This is a genomic window from Psychrobacillus sp. FSL K6-2365, from assembly GCF_038003165.1.
GTDB lineage: Bacteria > Bacillota > Bacilli > Bacillales_A > Planococcaceae > Psychrobacillus > Psychrobacillus psychrodurans.
Genome location: NZ_JBBOOO010000001.1, coordinates 1,761,707 through 1,782,399, shown reverse-complemented (window position 1 = coordinate 1,782,399; position 20,693 = coordinate 1,761,707). Strand labels below are relative to the sequence as shown.

At 34.9% G+C, this 20,693-nt stretch carries 14 protein-coding genes; 6 read left to right on the top strand and 8 right to left on the bottom strand.

Annotation, left to right across the window (positions count from 1 at the left end; all coding sequences use genetic code 11):
• Nucleotides 1-6 precede the first annotated feature (6 nt).
• Complete coding sequence (locus MKY29_RS08500) at nt 7-999, bottom strand: ABC transporter substrate-binding protein (RefSeq protein WP_340879517.1); 993 nt, start codon at nt 997-999, stop codon at nt 7-9.
• Nucleotides 1,000-1,231: 232 nt separating this feature from the next.
• Here MKY29_RS08500 and MKY29_RS08495 point away from each other — a divergent pair, with 232 nt between their 5' ends.
• Together MKY29_RS08495 and ytzI are read left to right on the top strand one after the other, a co-directional pair.
• Nucleotides 1,232-2,980, top strand: a complete 1,749-nt coding sequence (locus MKY29_RS08495) for a GGDEF domain-containing protein (RefSeq protein ID WP_340879516.1) — start codon at nt 1,232-1,234, stop codon at nt 2,978-2,980.
• Between the two features lie 391 nt (nt 2,981-3,371).
• Nucleotides 3,372-3,509, top strand: a complete 138-nt coding sequence (gene ytzI / locus MKY29_RS08490) for a YtzI protein (protein ID WP_094030647.1) — start codon at nt 3,372-3,374, stop codon at nt 3,507-3,509.
• A 295-nt stretch (nt 3,510-3,804) separates the two neighbouring features.
• Here ytzI and rlmN read toward each other — a convergent pair whose 3' ends face one another.
• From rlmN to MKY29_RS08475, 3 genes are all read right to left on the bottom strand, one after another.
• A complete protein-coding gene (rlmN, locus tag MKY29_RS08485) occupies nt 3,805-4,878 on the bottom strand; it encodes a 23S rRNA (adenine(2503)-C(2))-methyltransferase RlmN (RefSeq protein ID WP_090561660.1) in 1,074 nt (357 codons plus the stop codon).
• 283 nt (nt 4,879-5,161) lie between these two features.
• Nucleotides 5,162-5,971: a sulfurtransferase gene (locus MKY29_RS08480; protein ID WP_340879515.1), complete on the bottom strand. Its 810-nt coding sequence runs from the start codon at nt 5,969-5,971 to the stop codon at nt 5,162-5,164.
• A gap of 13 nt (nt 5,972-5,984) precedes the next feature.
• A complete protein-coding gene (locus MKY29_RS08475; RefSeq protein ID WP_340879514.1) occupies nt 5,985-9,575 on the bottom strand; it encodes a dynamin family protein in 3,591 nt (1,196 codons plus the stop codon).
• A gap of 647 nt (nt 9,576-10,222) precedes the next feature.
• On the opposite strand from MKY29_RS08475, the gene MKY29_RS08470 reads away from it, so the two are divergent.
• The 4 genes from MKY29_RS08470 to MKY29_RS08455 all read left to right on the top strand — a co-directional run bounded on the left by MKY29_RS08470 (nt 10,223) and on the right by MKY29_RS08455 (nt 13,162).
• Complete coding sequence (locus tag MKY29_RS08470) at nt 10,223-10,675, top strand: chemotaxis protein CheX (protein ID WP_090561667.1); 453 nt, start codon at nt 10,223-10,225, stop codon at nt 10,673-10,675.
• A 198-nt stretch (nt 10,676-10,873) separates the two neighbouring features.
• Nucleotides 10,874-10,996 carry a cytochrome c oxidase subunit 2A gene (locus tag MKY29_RS08465; protein ID WP_090561669.1) on the top strand — a complete coding sequence of 41 codons (123 nt, stop codon included), beginning with the start codon at nt 10,874-10,876 and terminating at the stop codon, nt 10,994-10,996.
• 21 nt (nt 10,997-11,017) lie between these two features.
• On the top strand, nt 11,018-11,494 hold the full coding sequence (locus MKY29_RS08460; RefSeq protein ID WP_090561671.1) for a cytochrome B5: 477 nt from the start codon (nt 11,018-11,020) through the stop codon (nt 11,492-11,494).
• Nucleotides 11,495-13,162, top strand: a complete 1,668-nt coding sequence (locus MKY29_RS08455; RefSeq protein ID WP_090561672.1) for a b(o/a)3-type cytochrome-c oxidase subunit 1 — start codon at nt 11,495-11,497, stop codon at nt 13,160-13,162.
• Nucleotides 13,163-14,263: 1,101 nt separating this feature from the next.
• Here the strand turns inward: MKY29_RS08455 and MKY29_RS08450 are convergent.
• From MKY29_RS08450 to MKY29_RS08435, 4 genes are read right to left on the bottom strand one after another with little or no spacing between them, the layout of a single operon-like run.
• Nucleotides 14,264-15,763, bottom strand: coding sequence for a carboxypeptidase M32 (locus MKY29_RS08450; RefSeq protein WP_340879513.1), 1,500 nt, complete (start codon nt 15,761-15,763; stop codon nt 14,264-14,266).
• A gap of 20 nt (nt 15,764-15,783) precedes the next feature.
• On the bottom strand, nt 15,784-17,682 hold the full coding sequence (locus MKY29_RS08445) for an ATP-dependent DNA helicase (RefSeq protein ID WP_340879512.1): 1,899 nt from the start codon (nt 17,680-17,682) through the stop codon (nt 15,784-15,786).
• Nucleotides 17,683-17,740: 58 nt separating this feature from the next.
• Nucleotides 17,741-18,868, bottom strand: coding sequence for a THUMP domain-containing class I SAM-dependent RNA methyltransferase (locus tag MKY29_RS08440; RefSeq protein WP_269920934.1), 1,128 nt, complete (start codon nt 18,866-18,868; stop codon nt 17,741-17,743).
• Nucleotides 18,868-20,589, bottom strand: a complete 1,722-nt coding sequence (locus MKY29_RS08435; RefSeq protein WP_340879511.1) for a putative bifunctional diguanylate cyclase/phosphodiesterase — start codon at nt 20,587-20,589, stop codon at nt 18,868-18,870. Before MKY29_RS08435 ends, MKY29_RS08440 begins: the two co-directional genes overlap by 1 nt.
• Nucleotides 20,590-20,693: the final 104 nt, after the last annotated feature.

Here is a 20,693-nt window from a genome sequence, read left to right as displayed (position 1 = left end):
TCCTATCTATTCCACAAATTCAGATTTCCACTCATCTTTCACTTCAATCCCAAGAGTATCAACAGTGCCTTTATTCAATACAAATCGCAAGTTTTGTGGATATTGAACTGGTAAATCTGCAGGTGTACTTTCACCTTTCAGAATTTTCACAGCCATCTCTCCTGCTTCGTATCCAATATCAAAGTACTCAAATCCATAAGCCCCTAAACCACCACGTTTTACCGAATCAAACTCACCAACCATCATTGGAAGCTTATGTTCATTTGCAACATCTACTACTGATTCAAGTGCTGATACTACTGTGTTATCCGTAATAATATATAAAGAATCTACTTTTCCAATTAATGATTCTGTTGCTTGTTTTACTTCTGCTGAAGTAGAAACAGAAGCTTCAACAACATTTAATCCAACTTCAGCCATCTGTTCTTTTACTGCATCTACTTGCGCTCTTGAATTTTGCTCACCAGAGTTGAAAACCATTCCAACATTTTTAGCACCAAGTTCATCCTTCAAAAATGCAATTGTGCTAGGAATAGCTTCTGGCTGGGTATCTACAGTACCAGTAACATTTCCACCCGGACTTTCCATTGAATCAACAAGCTCTGCACTCACTGCATCCGTAACGGACGTAAAGACTACTGGAATATCTTCTGTAACAGCAGAAACGGCCTGTGCGCTAGGAGTTGAATTAGCAAATATTAAGTCTACTCCCGAGCTTACTAGATTACTTGCAATTGTTGTATTGGCACTATTATCATTTTGTGCATTTTCAACCTGGTATTCTACCACTAGTCCAGCATCTTCAATCGCTTTTTTGAAACCATCATATGCTGCATTTAATGATGGGTGCTCAACGATTTGAGTAACCCCAATTTTAAATTTATTTGTTTCACCTTTTGTTTCTGATTCGGTAGATGTAGACTTATCTTCACCACATGCAGCTAAAAATAGTATTGCTGCTGATAAAATCACACTTAGCTTCTTCTTGTTCTTATTCATCTTCTAAATACCCCCTATTAGCAATACATCAGCGATTCAACTCGCTAAAGCATTATGATAAAGCAATGTTACACTGGAAATGCATAATAGTCAATAACATTATGAATTATTAAAAAATTTTATAGCGTTATGTGATCGTTACAATTTCTTAACATAGAAATCATGTGTAGGTGACAATTCTTCTTTAAACTATAAATTAGGATATTTTGCTTTATTTTAGGGGGAAATTAAAATGGCAATTTTAGAGAATGATTATTATGATCTTTTTAGTTATATTTTAGAAGAAAAAGCAATAGAAACAGTTTTTCAACCAATTATTTCACTACAAACTGGGCAAATATACGGTTATGAAGCATTAACGAGAGGACCGATTAATACCGTATTATATAATCCCGAGAATTTATTTGATTATGCATTGAAGACCGGAAAGTTATGGGAGCTTGAAAATGTTTGCAGAGCAAATGCATTGAAATGTGCACATGAATTACAAGCTGAAGGGAAACTTTTTTTAAACGTAAATCCCAACGTTATGAATGACCCTAAGTTTAAACAAGGGTTTACGAAAGAATTTTTGTCACTTTTTCAGATGGATCCTGATTCAATAGTATTTGAAATAACTGAACGGGAGGCTATCAATAACTTAAAGGATTTTATAAATACGATTGATCACTATAAAAGACAATATTATCAAATCGCTATTGATGATGTAGGATCCGGATACTCTGGACTAAATATTATTACGGATGTACGTCCGCATTTTATAAAGTTAGACATGAAACTAACTCGTAACATTAACAAAGATAGAACAAAACAATTGCTCGTTAGAAGTTTATGTGAATTTGCTAATTATTCACAAATACATATTATAGCAGAAGGCATTGAAACAATGGAGGAATTACATACACTGATTGCTATGGGAGTGCATTTCGGACAAGGATACTATATTCAAAAACCAAATTCGAAGTTATTTCCAGTTCGCAGCGAGTTAATTAGTATTATCAAAAAAGAAAATAACCGAAAAGATTGTATTATTTCTAATCGCCTAACCGACACATCAATTGAACATATCGCTACTCCCTTACATATGATTTCTAGTGATATGCCTATCTCCAAAGTTAGTAAATTAATGGAATCAAATGACTCGCTTCCTGGTTTTTGTATCAAAGAAAACAAAAAGTTAATTGGAGTAATTACAAGAAACAAACTACATTTGAAATTCAGTGGTCCCTATGGATACAGTTTATATAATAAAAAACCAGTATCAGCAATTATGAGTAGACAATTTATGAAAGTAGATGCTAGCACACCTATAGACGTTGTTGCTAAAATTGCTATGAAACGAGACCCCTTACATTTATATGATTTCATCACTATTACGAAAGAAGATAATTATTTCGGTATTGTCACCGTCAAGGATTTATTGGAGAAAAGTATGCAACTAGAAATTGATTATGCGAAGCATTTAAACCCGCTTACAGAATTACCCGGGAATATTATAATTGAACAACAGCTACAAAAATGTATTGAATCTTCGAACGATCTGATTGTTCTCTATTTAGATATTGATAATTTCAAACCGTACAATGATGTATATGGATTTGAAAAAGGAGATAAGGTAATTATAGACCTTGCCAAAATATTAGAGAAAGTTTGTCCTTCTGAAGGATTCATCGGTCATATTGGTGGAGATGATTTCATTCTAATTACAGATATAGCTAGATGTAAAGATGTTTGTGAAGAGATAATTGAACAATTCAATCAATCCATTGAGCATTATTACTATGCGTATGATTATATAAAAGAATATATTATCTCAAAAAACAGGCACGGAGTAGAAGAACAATTCCCTCTCTTAAGTATTTCAATAGCAGGATTAACAAATCGAGAGAGTCATACTATTTATGAACTTTCAGAGAATGCAACAAAACTAAAAAAACAATGCAAGCAGTTGATAGGAAGTAATTATTTAATTCAGTACTAAATGAGTCAGTTTCATAATTACTTGTTTCATTTAAAAATACGATTGTTTACTTAATATCGCAATATATTATTCGCTTTTTTAAAAGCGACTCAGTTGATTGGAGTGGCAGGCGGCGACTTCAGCGGGAACAGCTCGAGCTAAAAGCCCCAGAGGAAAGACATTAACCGCAGGAGCATATGTTTTCGTAATCACGAGGAGATTGAAGCCTTGCCCGCGGAAAGCGTCCACCTAGAGCGGAAATCAGCGTTGTTCGGATTTAACTATATAATATTCTTTATGAAATTGATTTAAATGAGTAAGTTTAACAAAAGCAAATTGTGGAATCTGAACAACATTTGATATACTCTTATGCTATGATGTAGCTAACAACTCATTATTAGGAGGATCTTGCATGATTACCGTAATAATCATTGGTATATTTATATTCCTAATTGTTTTAGGGCTCACAATTTTCACTATAAATAAAGGATACGCATTTAAGCATACAATTGACGAAATACCTGTAAAAGACGATAAGAAAAACCGGTGAAAAAGCGGTCCGGTTCTTTAAGTTCAAAAACTGTATCCAACACTTTCGAAGTGACTTGGACATACTTGTAGCTATATTATTACCGCTAGATTTTTTGGATAACTAGAGAAATGCCGCTTTCTTATTCATGAAAGAAACCTACAGGAATGCAGTGACGAAGGGATTAAAGCAGTGCACGCAGAAATATAAAACCCCATGAACCCAGTGTTCACGGCACATTTTTACAAATTTTCTTGTCTAAAAAAAAAACGCATAGCCACAATGGCTAATGCGTTTTTTCGTTCATATAAAATTCTTAATTGGAAACTTTTACTTTATCTTTTTTAATTTGTTTACTTCTCAATTGTCCACATGCAGCATCTATATCTGTACCCTGTTCCATCCGAACACCACAATTAATACCTTTGTTTTTCAATGTTTGGAAGAAAGCACTAATAGATTTTTCACTACTGCGTTGATATTGACCGTGCTCATCTACTGGATTGTACGGGATTAAGTTTACATACGAAAGATGACGTTTGTTTTCTAGAAGTTTTGCAAGTTGTTGCGCTTCTTCTACATGATCATTCACATCTTTAAGTAGTATATACTCAAATGTTATACGGCGATTTTTCTTCTCTAAATAATAGTCCACTGCAGCCATTACTTTTTCAATTGGAAACGCTTTGTTGATGACCATAATTTTCGAGCGAAGTTCATCATTTGGTGCATGCAATGAAACGGCAAGATTTACTTGGATATCCTCTTCTGCGAAATCCATGATTTTCTTCGCAAGACCACTTGTCGAAACAGTAATATGACGAGCACCAATAGCAAGTCCTTTTTGATCATTTACTGTTCGCAAGAAATTCATAAGGTTTTTATAGTTATCAAACGGCTCCCCAATACCCATTACAACGATATGGCTAACACGTTCTTCTTTTTGAATTTTGTCTAAATGGAATTGCACCTTCATAATTTGTTCCACAATTTCTCCTGCATCAAGATCACGGCTCTTTTTAAGCAATCCACTTGCACAGAAGCTACATCCGATATTACAACCTACTTGCGTCGTTACACATACTGAAAGACCATACTTAAAGCGCATCAGTACTGTTTCGATTAAATTTCCATCCTGCATTTCAAAAAGGAATTTAATCGTTCCATCCGCTGATTCTTGTTTTACACTTTCTTTTAGCGTCTGTATGACAAAGTTTTCTTCTAATACTTGAAGACAATCCTTATTTACATTTGTCATTTCCGCAAAGCTTTGTACGCGTTTGATGTACAACCAGTCCCAAACTTGTTCAGCCCGGAATTTCTTTTGACCATGTTCCATTAGCCATTCAATTAATTGATCTCTAGTAAGACCATATATAGATTTTTTCATTATTAGCCCTCATTTCATGCGTATACAATTTGCCTATTATACTATAGTTATTTACCCAAGACAACTTATTATACTGGAAATAAGGTTGAAAAGAAATATTTATGCTCGTTTAACTTTATTCAGCATGTTTTTTACGTTCAGATGGAGTCCACAAAGTTAAAGTCTCCGGCGGATGCCATAGATTTTTAAAGGGATTTTTAGAACGAGCTCGAAAAAAATCTTGGCGCACTGTTTTCTGCGACGAGCTTACGCAGGAGCAAATATGCCAAGGCATATTTGATTATTAAGTTTCCACTGCATTCTCTCTTATCCAATCACTATAGCTACCAACATATAGCTGGACATCTTCGTAGCCAGCCTCTTTTAAACATCCATACAATGGCGCCGCTGTAACACCACTACCACAATAAGCTATAACTGGTTTGTCATTTGGAGCCAAGTTACTCAATTTTTCTTGTAACTCTTTCTGCCCTAAAAATTTTCCATCTTTTTTGAGTTGCTCCCAGTCAAAGTTTATCGCAGTTGGAATATGACCAGCAATCGGATCAATGGGCTCATTTTCACCTCTATAGCGGACATTGGATCTAGCATCTATTAATTGACCATCTTTTTCGTTTGCAACAACTTGTCTTACTTCATCTATTGTAAGTAATCTACTGTTGTTCCACTGGGGTATCGTAGTTGAGTGTGTTATGACAGGCTCGATTTTAGATACCAAAAGTTTGGTCTTCAATTCTTCAAATCCAGAACGGGATACATATATATTTTTAAAGCCTGCCCATTCCAACAAAAAATATGCACGTAATGCAAAAGGAACAGCTCCTTGGTCATAAATTACGATAAAATCATTCAGGTTTAAACCAGCTTGTTGAACAAGACTTGTCATTTTTTCTTTAGAAATCATCGGGTGGCGACCATTTTGGCTGAACATATCAGATAAATCACCCTCTAAATCCCAATATATTGCACCATCTATATGTTCCTGATTATACATAAGACGCCCTGCATTTTTATCACTTATGTCAAAGCGAGCATCGATAAAACGGGGATTATTCTCTAAAATCTCTGCTAATTCTATAAATACTTTAGCCATATAACCACTCCTTTTATAGTTGTGCGTATACTGTTTTCCACATTTGAAGTGTTTCTTCTTGCTCTAATAATTTTCGTTCGGCATCGATTTGAGTAATCGACTCTTGTAATAACTTCAAACGTAAAGCCTCCGATTCAATATCAGAGTATTGCTCAATCCAGTTACCTAAACGCTCTTTTTCTTTCGTTAAGTACTCATCTGCCTCCACCTTAGATTCATCAGATAACGCATCACGTAGTTTTTCTTTTTCATTGTTTTCAAAAAAGCTTTTAGGATTTTTATAGTAGGATTTAACGTGTTCATATTTAACAATATTATCAAAAGGCCCTACAAAATCCAGAAGTTCTCTCTCCATAACTTCATGAGGACTAAAGGTAAAACTTAAATTCCAATCTTTGAGTACGCGTATTTCTTCTTTTTCTAATTGAAGGATTTGTTGCTGAATATATTGTAGTATACGGAAATTTGAGACACGCATTTCTTGTTCTAAATCGAAACGTATCATTTTAATAATATCTTTTAATGCAAGATCCAATGCAACAGAAGCAGAGTTATTAGCAAACAACGATGGATTATATGCTTCTTTGAAGAACTCATTAAAACGATAATATACACGTTGCAACACGTAATACAACAGCGTATCTAGCTCCTGCTTTGCTTCTTTTGCAATTTGTGTAGATTTAGAATTTGCGTAACGCTTACGAATATTTTGTTCTTGAGTTCGAAGCTCTATTAATCGTTGTTCTTTTCGTGCAAGATTTGTTTCCGTCTGTTTTATTAAACCAAGTAATTTTGATTGCTGGCGAGTTGCTTCCTCTTCTAGTGCTGAAATGGAAATTTGCTTTAAATCTTTTTCTAGAAAATGATGAAATGATTCTTCAAATTGTTGTATTCCTTCATGCAATGATAATCCAGCGAGTTTCTCTTTTAATCCTTGTAAGCTAGATACTCCATACACTCTTGGGAAACGTATACCAAATCTTTGAAGTTCATCATGGACATATTGTTTTACTAAATTGGCTTCCTCTTCAGAGTCTGCTAAATCGATTGCATTTACTACGAAGAACATTTTATCAAGCTCGAATGCATCCTTAACTCTTCCTAGCTGTATTAGGAACTCACGGTCAGCTTTAGAAAATGCATGGTTAAAGTACGTTACAAACAAGACAGCATCAGCATTCCGAATATAGTCAAAAGCTACACCGGTATGTCTAGCATTAATCGAATCTGCTCCAGGAGTATCTACAAGTGTTACTCCTAGTCTCGTTAATTCACAATCATAATAAAAATCAATGAAGTCTACAAAACAACTTTTGGATTCATCAGCGACAAATTGTCCAAATTCATCCCCAGAAACGTGTAAAACATTCCCTAATTGCTCCTTAAATGTTGGGTATCCTTTATAAAAGGCTGTAACAAACGATTTGTGTACTTCCTCTACTACCTTCTCCTTCATTACAGAACTAGCTTTTTCAAAAGCTTCCTCTAATGTTTGAATAGATATTCCAAGCTGTTCATACGCATAAGCCACATCTTCTAAAATCTGTTCCTTCGATTTTAAAACAACGTCAGCAGTATTATGCAGATGGTGTTCTGTCACAGGATGAATCTTATTAATAGCGGCTGTTGTAGGATTCGGTGAAACTGGTAGTACATTCGCTCCCATTAATGCATTTGAGAAGCTAGATTTGCCAGCACTAAATGCACCAAACAATGCGATGGTAAATTGCTGATTTTCCACTCTTAGTGCTTTTCTTTTAATCGATGCAGCTGCTTCTTCAAAAGCAGGTAATTCTGCTAATACTTCTCCTATTCTTTTGGCACGACTCACTACAGCCTCTGCCGAAAGAAAATCTTCTTCACGCTTTACTTCCACTACCTCTTCTATATTTAAAATCGGTTCCTCAGAAGAATACTCTTGCTCAACATACTCAGTTATAGAACTTTCAAATTGAAGTCGTTCATGTTCCCAGTTTTTTAATAATTCATCGCGATCCTTCCTAATCGATAAAGAAGGAGTATCAACTGTTTTTTCAAATGTTTGTATTCGAGTATCTATTTCTTCCAAAGCATGTATAGCTAATTTTTTTTCGTTAAGATCCTTTGTTTTCGATTCAATTAGGTCTTCATCTTCCATTGGACTCTCTTCTATATAATGTATATTCTCTTCTTTCCATACATCCGTTTGAGTAATATAATACCTATTCACTGCTTCTGTAACTCGATTGGCAAAATTTAAAATTGCATTTCCAGTTGTACTTGCTCCTTCATGTACTGAATTGTCGATCAGGATAGAAGGAATACTAAATTGCATTTCATCGATTTGTTGAATTTTTTCTTCTGTTAATAACGAAAGGTCTTTTAACATACGCTTCATCAATAATTTCATATGAGTAGTTATATTAGTAGAAATAATTTTTTCTAGCATGCTGATAATGTCATTAAGTCTTCTTTGTCTTTCTTCTTCTGTCTTCTTTTTACTACCTAAAAATCCCACTTTAAAGTTTGACTGCTTACTTTCAGCATAAGACTTTAAAGCCTCCCGCATTTCGAACGTCATAATGGAAGCATTTTCTAGTATGTTTTTCCGTCGTTCTTCAAAAGTCTCTTTCCATAGAGTTACATCTTGAAGCTTTACTTGTGTTTGAGCCAGTTCCAATTGTTCTAAAATATCTTCTTTGTTATTCCACTCTTCTTCACTTAGCTGACTCTCAAAGGTTTCAAAACATGCCGCTTTTTCATCCTCTAAAAAATGTAAATGCTCATCTTTTAACTTTTCTAACGTCGCGTTAGCCAGTGTAAGATAATACTCCTCTTTGTTTTCAATAGAACTAGTAACTATTTGCTGAACCTGTGGAAAATCATTATGTATAAAATCATTATTTTTTAAGCTTGTATAAAAAATTCCTTTTGGATCGACAGACCAAGATTTGAATGCATCTGCAACTGATTGCTTATAGGCTGTAAAAGGTAATTCTTCCTCTCTATGTTTATCCACTTGGTTTACGATTAGATATACATTTTCATTATAATGAAGCAATTGTTTCGTAAATTGAAAGTTTAGCTCTGACTGTACATGATTATAATCCATAACGTAAAAAACTATATCAGCCAAATGCAATGCAGACTCAGTGGAAATACGATGTGCATCATCAGTCGAGTCAACCCCAGGGGTATCCATTATGGTAATTCCTTCAGGGAGACTAGAACCAGCATGACCTATTTCAATTTGGGAAACTTTACTTCCATCTTTTGAGTATTTTTTAACTAATTGAATATCATACTCCCCAGAAAACCTAACTGGTGGCTGCTCCACAAAGTGGACTAAAGCATAGTTTTCACCTGTATTTTGGACAGTAACGATATTTGCAGAAGTTGGAATCGGGCTAGTTGGAAGTAATTGTTCATTAACCAAAGCATTAATCATACTAGATTTCCCGGCAGAAAAGTGACCTGCAAACGCAATTGTAAATGTTCCTTTTTCCAATTTGCCAGCAAACAGTTTAGATTTACGATAGCGTTCGTCATCATTATTTTGTTGGAAAACAGTTGCAAGTAATGCATTTTGTTCTTTTATCATTTGTAATTCATTTGAGTTCTGCATATTAAAAGTATATCTCCTTCATAATTCGACAATGTACATCTATCATAGCAAAAATTTAAAGCCTGTAACAATATTCTTTGACTCTTTTATATAAATGAAAACCATTAATTAATCGCAGTTTGAGATGCAAACGCTCTCATTTTATTTTGTGCAATACCTTTCATCTATAGTTACCACCCTTAATGTTAGAAGGATACTCAGTATAGATTTGCTCTTTCTAAAACTTAGGATAAGTACTACTGTGATTTACGTTTCAGATGGTGCTTTACTATTGCGACCATCCTAGAAGGCTCATGTAGCGAGCGTCAAGCACACATCTGTGTAAAAAGCATATATAAGCTTCCCTACCAAAACGATAAAAAGAAAAAAATGACTCTATTTGTATGCACAAATAAAGTCATCTGGGTTATTCATATTATTTTGGTCTTTGGCGCAGTAGACTTTAAAATATATACAGTTAACACACTGTACACTATAAGAGATGCTCCAATTATAATTGCTAACATATAAATCGCCCTCTCAACTGAATTTGATATTCATTCTCATCGACATAATACCATAGTATATTTTAAAATTCTACAATTCCTATTCTTTTTTCCTATATTACATGATAAAATTGATACATCTATACTAGATGGAGGGAAGAAATGAGCGCTTCAAAACATATACAAACAATTTTAAATGGAACCATCCAATCATTAAAATCAGTCATACCAATTGCAATGGATATTAAATCCCCTTCCTTAATGGTTCAACCATTCGAGCAAAAAGAAATGGGTGTACTAATAGGAATTATCGGTGATATTAAAGGACGTATAATTATTGACTCCTCCGCTGAATCCTTTTCTGCAATTGGAGCAACCATGTTCGGCATGCCATTAGAAGGTGAAATGCTCGAATCATTTACAGGCGAACTTGGAAATATGGTCGCAGGAAATATATGTACCTCCGTTGCAGGAAATGGCGTTGAAATCGATATTACACCACCTACTGTTATAGTCGGCACTACTCGGTTATTTGGATTTCAACATGCTTTCAAACTTCCAGTAGAGATTGAGAATGTTGGTGAGATGACAATTATCTTAACAATAGATGAATAAAAAGCAGAGCCTCCTTTTTAAGGATGGTTCTTTTTTTATGTAAAAAATCAATCTAATTAAGTAATTACTCATCTATACTTTCACATTTCACATATAGTTCACAGTTTGCATCCGTTCGTGTGATTTTTATCACATCATCTATTAACCAATCAATTTATTATGGAATTATACAAGTTGAATAGGAGGAGGTGTAAGTAAATGTCGAAAAAGAAAGAAAAAAATCCTGATTTAAAAGGAACTCTTTATTCTGTTGGTTTTGTCGGTTTATTTATATTAGTTTCTTGGTTCATGGCATTTTACTTATTCATTGATAGATTTTAATTTAATGGAGGTTAAAGACTTATGCATATTCATAAGTATGAAAAATGGTGGCTAACTTTTGGGATTAGCTCATTGGTATTATTTTTATTTATAGTAGGTTTTAGTGCATTTCATTATGGCTCACATCCCCCAACTGGAAAAGTTTACATCGATCCTGAGCGAGTTGATGAGATTGTACCTTTTAATAATCCAGGGGTTCATAAAGTAGAAGGTAAAGAATGGGATTATGAGGTAGTGCTAGTTGCATCTGCATTCTACTATAATCCGCCTGAGATTGAAGTTCCATTAGGTTCCACCGTAAAGTTCATAGCAACTACTAAAGATGTTGTCCATGGATTTCAAATTGTAGGAACAAATATTAACATGATATTAGAACCAGGTTATGTTTCAGAATATGTAACAACTGTGGACAAATCTGGCGAGTTTTTAATCTTATGTAATGAATATTGTGGCATAGGACATTCTACTATGACGTCCATGTTAAAGGTGGTGGAGTAAATGACAACGATTAAAGAAAAAGCAAAAGAATTTACAAAGGTGGATCGTCGTGATGGTAAGTTAGCCCTTGCTCATATATATGTAGCATTTATCGCTTTATTCATCGGAGGTCTTTGTGGATTATTACAGGTTTTAGTTCGCTCTGGTAAGTTTACACTCCCTTGGGGAATCGGTTATTATCAAGTTTTAACTGTTCATGGTGTGTTACTCGGCCTTATTTTAACAACATATTTTATACTAGGATTCCAAATTGCTGCTATGAGTAGAACTTCTGGAACTTTTACAAACAAACAACGTTCACTAGGTTGGATTGGTTTCTGGATAATGACTACTGGTACGATTGCAGCTGCAACAATGGTATTACTTAATGAAGCTTCTGTATTATATACATTCTATGCCCCTCTTCAAGCACACTGGATTTTTTATGTGGGAATGGCATTAGTAGTAGTAGGATCATGGATTGTTGGACTAGCAAAAATTATGAAGTATAGAGAATGGCGTAAAGTGCATCCAGGTGAATCTAGTCCCCTCCTATCCTTTATGGTAATTGTCAATATGGCAATGTGGATTATTTGTTCTCTAGGTGTAGCTGTGGAAGTTGTATTCCAATTAATTCCTTGGTCATTGGGCTGGGTTGATAAAGTGGATGTTCTTCTTTCTCGTACATTATTCTGGTATTTCGGTCATCCATTAGTTTATTTCTGGTTGTTACCTGCATATATGGTATGGTATGTCGTGATTCCAAAAATTATTGGAGGAAAAATTTTCTCTGATGCCTTAGCAAGACTTTCATTTATGTTATTTCTATTGTTCTCTATACCTGTCGGATTCCATCATCAGTTAACAGAACCAGGGATTGAATCATTTTGGAAGTTTTTACAAGTAGTTCTAACAATGATGGTAGTAATTCCTTCTTTGTTAACAGCTTTCTCCATGTTTGCTACATTTGAATTACGTGGTAGACAACTTGGTGGAAAAGGGTTATTTGGATGGGTTAAAAAACTGCCTTGGAAAGATGCTAGATTTGCTGTACCATTTATCGGTATGGCCGCATTTATACCTGCCGGCGCTGGGGGTATTATTAACGCATCCCACCAGATGAATCAGTTAATTCATAACACTATTTGGGTAACAGGTCATTTCCATCTAACGGTAGCAACAACTGTAGTTCTAACATTCTTTGGTGCTTCCTACTGGTTATTACCTCATCTAACTGGTAGAGTGTTGACAAAACAAATGAATAAGCTTGCTATTATTCAAGCAATCGTTTGGACTGTTGGTATGTCAATCATGTCAGGTGCTATGCATATAGTTGGATTAATGGGAGCTCCTCGTCGTTCGGATTTTTCTACCTACGGTGGGGCAGAACAAGCAACTGACTGGATACCTTACCAAATAGCACAAGCAGTTGGTGGTACAATTCTATTTGTTGGTATCATTTTAATACTTTATATTGTGGTAAATCTGTTGTTCTTTGCTCCTAAAGGTGAAACAGAGTTTCCTGTTGGAGAGGTTTCGGAGAATGCAGAAAAAACTCCTATGTGGTTGGAAAATTGGAAGATTTGGCTAACAATATGTATCGCTTTAATCTTGTTTGCTTATACCGTTCCAGTTATAGATATGATACAAAATGCTCCGCCAGGCTCAAAAGGATATAAATTCTGGTAATTAGATAATAATAGAATGGTTAGTCGAGACATATGTCAAGACTAACCATTTTTATTTACTTGACTAGAAATAGAAGATTACTCCCTCTTATTCAAAATACCATGTTCACTTAAGAATCATAGGCTGACTTACCTTATCTTTTACGATAGATTTGATCCTATTTTATCTTTACTTGCTCACACCCTTTGTTTACTCGCTTCCACCTGTGACTCACTTGCGGGTCTATAGAATTTACTTGCTTCAAATCTAAATTTACTTGCTCTCTATTACCATTTACTCGCGAAACGGATAATTTTCCCAAAATACTTTATTCATTCATAATAGAATGTCTAGATTTGAATTACGAATAGTTGTTTTCTGCTAAATATGTAGTCTTCGATGGATACTTTATTAAGAAAAACTGGGCAAAAGACATGCCCGGTCCTTTAAGATCAAAACCTGTTTCTATCGTTTTCGAAGGGCTTTGGACAGACGTTTTGTTTTATGATTACCAGCATCCTTTTTTTCAGTAATTTTATGGCGTTTGTCTGTCCGTCGCCCTCCTACAACTTATAAAAACAGGTTAGTACGTTTTTGGATAACTAGAGAAAAGCTACTTTTCTATTGAGAAAGGAAGCTCTCGAAGATGCAATTTCGTTCGCTATTTCACTTCTTTATTCGGTAAACACTTACTATTTCTCTAAACTTCCACTAGTATAAAAGAAAATCTGCTTTCTTCCTCTATCACTACATAATCGCATTTCTAATGTAAAAGCGATTACAAATAATTTGATCACTTTTCAAAATTTGACTATTCCCAACATCTAAGCGATTTGCTATGCTAAATCTTACAGTATAGGACTACACTTATTGATTGTAGTGAAAGGTGGCGACTCCGGCAGGATGAGTGAGACAGATGAGACATCACAAACGACGCGCATGCGACGGTGATGGCTCATCGCTCACCCTGCGGAACGCGTCCACCTGAAACGGAAATCACTAGTATTATTTATTAACTCTAGTACCATGAATCCAGTGTTCACGGGACATTTTTACATATCGTCCTATCTAGATCTCTAAAAAAAGACCCAAGCAACATTCGTCGCTTGGATCACTAATCATTTAAAGCTTATAAATTTTTGTATACTTCTCTTCTAAATAATCTGCCAGATAGTTTCCATTTAGACCTTCTCCTGTTGCTGCTTTTAGAATATCCAATGGTTTTTTAAGAGCCCCATACTGATGTACATGTTTTGTAAGCCATTCCTTGATCGGCACCAAGTCTCCTTGTTCCAACAAACTATCAAACTGTGGAATATCTTTTAGCATTGCTGCTTTAAACTGTGATGCATATATATAGCCAAGTGCATACGAAGGGAAGTAACCGAAACTAGCACCAGCCCAGTGGACATCCTGTAAAATACCTTCTGCATTAGTAGATGGTCTAACACCTAAATATTCTTCATACTTAGAATTCCAAATCTCTGGTAGGTCCTCTACTTTTAAATCTCCATTGAACAGCCCTTTTTCAATTTCATATCGAATCATGATATGTAGAGCATACGTCAACTCATCAGCCTCAATACGGATTAAGGAAGGTTTTACTTCATTGATTGCCCGAAGAAAATCCTCCACTGAAACGTTTCCAAATTGTTCTGGAGAATAGCTTTGTAGCTTTTTATAGTTTTGCTCCCAAAACTTTGGATTACGTCCTACAAAATTCTCATAAAATAATGATTGTGATTCATGAATACCCATGGAAGCGCCACCAGCTAAAGGTGTTCCGGTTAGTTCTTCTGCAACGTTTTGTTCGTATATAGCATGGCCACATTCATGAATTGTACCGAATATAGCAGAACGGAAATCAAATTCATCATATTTAGTCGTTATTCGAACATCGCCTCTATTTAAGCCAGTAGCAAATGGATGTACTGTTTCATCCAATCTTCCAGCATCAAAATCATAACCTAGTTGTTTGAGTATATCTAAACTAAATGCCTCTTGTTTTTGTTTATCAAAAGAGTTAAATAAGAAATCTGTAGTTGGCTGATTGGGTGATTCCGAAATCCGTTTTAATAAAGAAACAATTTTGTCCCTTAACTCACTAAAAACTTGATCTAAAATTTCAGTAGTCATACCAGGCTCGTATTGGTCCAACAATACATTATACGGATTGTTATCCGTAACTCCCCAATACTCCACAAATTTCTTTAAAGTTTCAACCATTTCTGTTAAATATGGTTGGAACATACCCCAGTCGTTTTTGTGCTTCGCTTCTTCCCAAACAGATTCCGATTTAGATTGAAGTACAACAAATTTTTTATATTCATCAGCAGGAATTTTTTTACTGAGATTGTATTCCTTTTTTACTTCTTCAAAAACACGTTTAGTCACTTCATCTACAGAACCCAGCTCCAATTCCATCTGGTCAAGTAACCCTTTTAGTTCGTCTGAAGTCGATAAGTTAAATACATCCGTTGCAAGTACCCCAACAACCTCTGATCGTTGATCGATACCCTTTTTTGGTGCACCAGTTCGCATGTCCCAATAAAGCACCCCCAACGCTTCTTGGTAGGCACCAATTTTTTTCACATAATCTAAAAAGCTTTGTTCTACTGACATTTCTTTTCCCCCTTGTATCATTACGAAATAGTTGTAGGTAAAATTCCTGTAAACCTATTTTCTAGCTTTACTTCTGTTTCATTTAACAATAAATGAATCTCCCCATAATCACTAGATGTACGGATTAAGCGACCAATACCCTGTTGTAATCTTAAAAGCATAAATGGCAATTCTACTTCCTCAAATGGATTATTAGAGAAAGATCGTTTTGCATCAAATAGAGGATCTACTGGTGGAAAAGGTAGATCATAAATAACTACTCTAGTTAGTGCTTCTAGTGGTAAATCTAAACCTTCCCAAAGATGATACGAACATAAAGTAGAATACTCACCATTTTGGAACTCTTTAACAATTGTTGAAAGCTCTCGATCTCCTTCAAAGACGATATCTTTTCTATCTCCTATAGTTGCTCTAAAGGAAGCCATTGCTGCTTTGGATTTGAACAAAATAAGTGTTTGCATCGAATTATTTAACAAGCTTTCTACATAACCGGGTTTATCCTGTTGTTCCATTTCCTTGGTATATATCTTCATTACTTCATCATAATCAAATGGTGATGCGACGGAGAATGATTGGAATTTTTCAATTCCTAAAGAATCTGCTATATACGTAAAGTCCTTTTCTATGGATAATGTAGCGGAAGAAAAAACGATTGGTATTTTAGAGGTAAATAATTTCTCATGTAAAATATCTGTAACTAATCTCGGCATAATGATTAATGTTTCAAAACCATCAATGATTTCTAACCATTCAATCCCATCCCCTTTTTCGGTAAATAAACGAAGTGAGAATGTATATTGCTCTAAAAACTCTTCTACCATACGGAGCTCATATTCCGGGATTGTATATAACTCAGATTCGAATACAAATTCTTCTAGTAAGCTATCCGCTACTCCTATAGCTTGTTTACATAGTTTCATTAACTCAGGAGATTTATCAACCTTCATCCGATCGGTTTCTTCCATATTACTTCCAATGCGTAATAACCCAAATATTTTATCATGTAATTCTTGTAATACTTCCATTAAATTTAAAGTCTTTTCTCTAACACCATCGACCATAACTTTTTCCAATAATCGAATTAGCGTTTCACTTTGGATCTCATAAGTCAAAGCTTTTTGAGCAGCAAATTCAAGTAAATGGCCCTCATCTAGAACAGCCATCGAAACCTCTGGCAATAAAGGCATTTGACCTTCACGGACACGAGATTCCTTCGTCCAAATATGCTCCATTAAAAATTCATGTGAGCATATGATTAAATCTGTAGACTCACGATAATGCTGTCGATGTATTGTTTGACCACAACGATTTCGTAAATCGCATACCATACATTGTTGAGTTGGATGATAGTTTACTTTCTGCCAATCTTCATCACTTACTCCAGCAAATTGGCTGCGTTCGCCATATGGAAAAATCTTTTGCATAGATGAATGAGCATAGACAAAATCTGGAACATTATCTTCAATTTCTTCTAAGAAATATTCGTTATCATCATCTTTTTGTGCTTCTTCTAGTCGCTTTAAACATAAATATTGATCACGTGATTTTGCTAATCGTACATCAATTTTAATATCCAAATAGTTCTGAAGCTTAAAAATATCCCCAGCTTCTTTTACTAGCTGTTCAATTAATGTTTCATCTGCACATGCTATCAATGCCGGTTTTCCGGTATAACGAGCATATGAAATAGCAGGAAGTAAATATGCTATAGTTTTACCAGTACCTACTCCAGCTTCTGCAAATAGTACATTTTTTTCTTTTAACGTTTTTTCAATCTGATAGGCCATGAAAATTTGTTCATCACGACATTCAAACCCTTTTTCGGGTAATTCATCATATAACACATCACCCATCCAATCCCCTAATGATTCGAAGAAAGAACGGTCTTTTGAAAGTTGGAATGGTAAAGCTTGTTTCATCTAAAAACTCCCTTAAATAATAATATAACAGTAAGGGAGAACCTAGTCTCCCTTACTGTTATGAACGTTTACCCCAGAACTGATAGTAATCCGTTCGAATAAATCCATTAAATAATTTACGCTTTTTTGTTGCTCTTCTACCGTATACGTTCTCAAAGTTCTCCATAGACGATAACATATATACGGACCATGAAGGATATTTATCCATTAAATGGCCTAATTCACTTATTACTTGTTCAATTACTTCCACTTCTCCAATACGTTCTCCATATGGTGGATTACTAACCATTACACCGTCTGTAAAATTAGTAGTAAAGTCCTTCGCATGCATTTGCTTAAATGTGATTATATCAGCGAATCCAGATTCAAATGCATTTTGCTCTGCAATTTGGACCATTTTATGATCAATATCTGATCCGATAATTTGAAGTTCTTGATCATAGTTTGCTAAAGATTCTGCTTCATTACGCACTTCTTCCCAAATTGTTTTTGGCATCCATGGCCAAGCTTCACTATGAAAATCTCGATTAAAGCCAGGAGCGATATTTTGACCAATCATTGCTGCTTCTATCGGAATAGTGCCTGATCCGCAAAACGGGTCAACAAATGGTCGGTTGGGACTCCATTTAGAAATTTTTACTAAAGCTGCAGCTAGTGTTTCCTTCAAAGGAGCTTCCCCTTGACCGTGACGATAGCCACGCTTGTGGAGACCTGCCCCACTTGTATCTATCGTAATAGTAGCAATGTCTTTTAATATACTTATTTCCAGTTTAAATGTTGCTCCAGATTCATCAAGAAAGCCAATTCTTTTATGGGCTAATTTTAATCGTTCAACTACTGCTTTTTTTACAATCGCTTGACAATCTGGAACGCTGAATAATGTTGATTTAACCGACTTTCCTTGAACAGGAAAAGCTGCATCCACGGGTAAGAATTTCTCCCATTGCACTGCTTTCGTACGCTCAAAAAGCTCATCAAATGTTTTTACAGGGAACTGAGCAGCTACAATTTTAACTCGGTCTGCAACACGTAACCATATATTTGCTCGTGCTATTGCACGCTCGTCCCCTTCAAAATAAATTTTACCGTTTTCTGTTGTTGTTTCATATCCTAGTGCTTTTACTTCATCCGCAACGATGGATTCTAATCCCATAGCCGATGTAGCTACTAATTTAAATGTTGTCATTATATATTCCTTTCCTGTCTATAAATTTCCCATATCTCGATAAAATCCAAAAGATCATTGGGTGCTAGTGGTTTACTATAATAATAACCTTGAATGATATCGCATCCCATTTCTTTTAAAAGCTTAGCCTGATCTTTCGTTTCTACACCCTCTGCAATAACTTTAATACGTAGGCGATGAGCCATAAGAATGATAGCTTCCACTATAGCTTGTTTGTCTTTTAAGCTAGTAATTTGCTGGATAAAGCTTCTATCTATTTTCAAATAATTAAGGGGAAATCTATTTAAATAACTAAGGGATGAGTATCCTGTTCCAAAATCATCTATTGATATTTTGAACCCCATAGCTTTTAGTTTTATTAGTTTAACTACAATATCTTCTGAATCCTTCATAACTGTGCGTTCCGTTAACTCTAACTCTAGAAGCTGCGGACTACAATTATACTTCATTATGATCGAATTTATGCGCTCGATGAAGTCATCCTGTTGAAAATGAAGAGAAGCAATATTAACGGATACCGGTAATACACTAATATTCCCTTGTGATCTTGACTCCAGTATATCCATACAAACTATTTCTAAAATAACCTCGCTTAAAGGGATAATAAGACCAGTGTCCTCAGCAAGAGGTATAAATTCAACCGGTGAAACAAGCCCTAATTTTTCATTGTTCCATCTAACTAGAGCTTCTACTCCAATAATCTCCTGTGTCGCTAACCCTATTTTGGGTTGATAATGGATATAAAAATCTTTATTTTGTATAGCTTTTCTAAGCTCTGCTTCTAGGACAATCAATCTTTTGGAATCTTTTTTCAAGTCATCAAAATAAAAAGCATATTGATTTCTCCCATTTTGTTTGGCAAAATACATTGCCTTGTCAGCTTTATATATTAATTTCTCTATTTGTTTACCATCCTGTGGAAAAATACTGATTCCTATACTTGCAGTAACATAAACTTCAGTTTCACCCACATAGAATGGTTTATTGAAAAGCTTAGTTATTTCCTTAGCAAGATGTACAGCTTCTTTTTGATTTTCTATATTCGATCTGGAGTATAGAAATTCATCTGCACCATATCGCGCAAAAATATCGGATGGACCTACAATTGAGTTAATCCGGTCTGCAACCTCTATTAAAATATGGTCACCAATTTCATTACCCAAGGTGTCGTTTATCTGCTTAAAACGATCTAAGTTAATAAATAAAATAGAATGGCTATCATTCGAATTATTTACTTTATCAAATAATAATTCATTGAACGCGTTTCGATTTGAAATATTTGTTAAAAGATCAGTTTGCGTTAGTTCCTCTAGTTCTTTTTCCGTTTCTTTTGCTTGAGAGATATCAGAAAAAATCCCATAATAATTTGTTAGTTTACCTGTATCATCATATACACTATGTATCTCAAGGATTTCTGGAAATATTTCACCATTTTTACGTCTATTCCAGATTTCCCCTTTCCAATAACCTTTTGAATGAATTTCTGACCACATTACCGTATAAAAGTTAGAATCTTGTTTACCTGATTGTAAAATACTTGGAAATTCCCCGAGTACTTCGTATGACTTATATCCAGTAAGCGTTTCAAAGGCATTATTGACCAGTAAAATCTGCATTTTTTCATTTGTTATCATAATACCTTCTACAGTAGAATGAAAAATTTGTTCAACTAATTTGTTTGAATATGTCTGTAATCGTTCGGGTGGTTGTTGTTTTTCCACAATCCAGTACCTCCCTTGTTACGAAATTTCTTTAAATCATATATATAATAGAAAAGCTCTCCGAAAATGGAGAGCTTCTTAGTTATTAAATATAGCCACTCATA